The sequence below is a fragment of the Nonomuraea sp. NPDC048916 genome (assembly GCF_040649575.1).
GTDB lineage: Bacteria > Actinomycetota > Actinomycetes > Streptosporangiales > Streptosporangiaceae > Nonomuraea.
The window spans coordinates 1-472 of record NZ_JBEZFS010000214.1 but is presented as its reverse complement, the minus strand read 5'-3'; the positions used below and the strand labels follow the sequence as shown (position 1 = coordinate 472).

The window sequence follows — 472 nt, the reverse complement described above, 5'->3', positions numbered from 1 at the left end:
TCGGGGATGGTGTCCCGGGTGGGTGCGGCCACCGTCAGATGTATGCGCCGGGGTCCCTCGCCGCGCGGTTTGAAGGCGCTGGGCGTGGACTCGTAGGGGCGGGGCCGGCTGGAGGGCAGCGGGGAGTCGTGGGCGACCTGCACGATGCGCTGGGCGAGACCGAGGACGGTTTCCTTGTACTCGTCGTGAAACCGGTTGAGTTTGATCAGACCGTAGAATCCCTGGGCCGCGTAACGGTCCCCGAAGGCGGCGTGGTCCACGTGTATGTGCCTTACGGAGTCGGGGAGTTGGCTGTATTCGACGTGTGTCCACAAGGCCGGCACGATCGCGGGCACCGCCCCTGAACCGGTGGCGCGGGCCCGCAGGATCCTCTCGTGGAAGGCGAACCACTCGCGCCCGCACATCTCGCTGGTGAAGTACCTCGGCGAGAACAGGGGTACGAATACCCGGCAGGTGGCCAGGTTCTCGCTGA

At 66.9% G+C, this 472-nt stretch carries 1 protein-coding gene; it reads right to left on the bottom strand.

Going from position 1 to position 472, the window contains the following annotated elements:
* On the bottom strand, positions 1-472 hold a 472-nt coding region (locus AB0C16_RS40505), incomplete at both ends, for a TIR-like protein FxsC (RefSeq protein ID WP_357691505.1).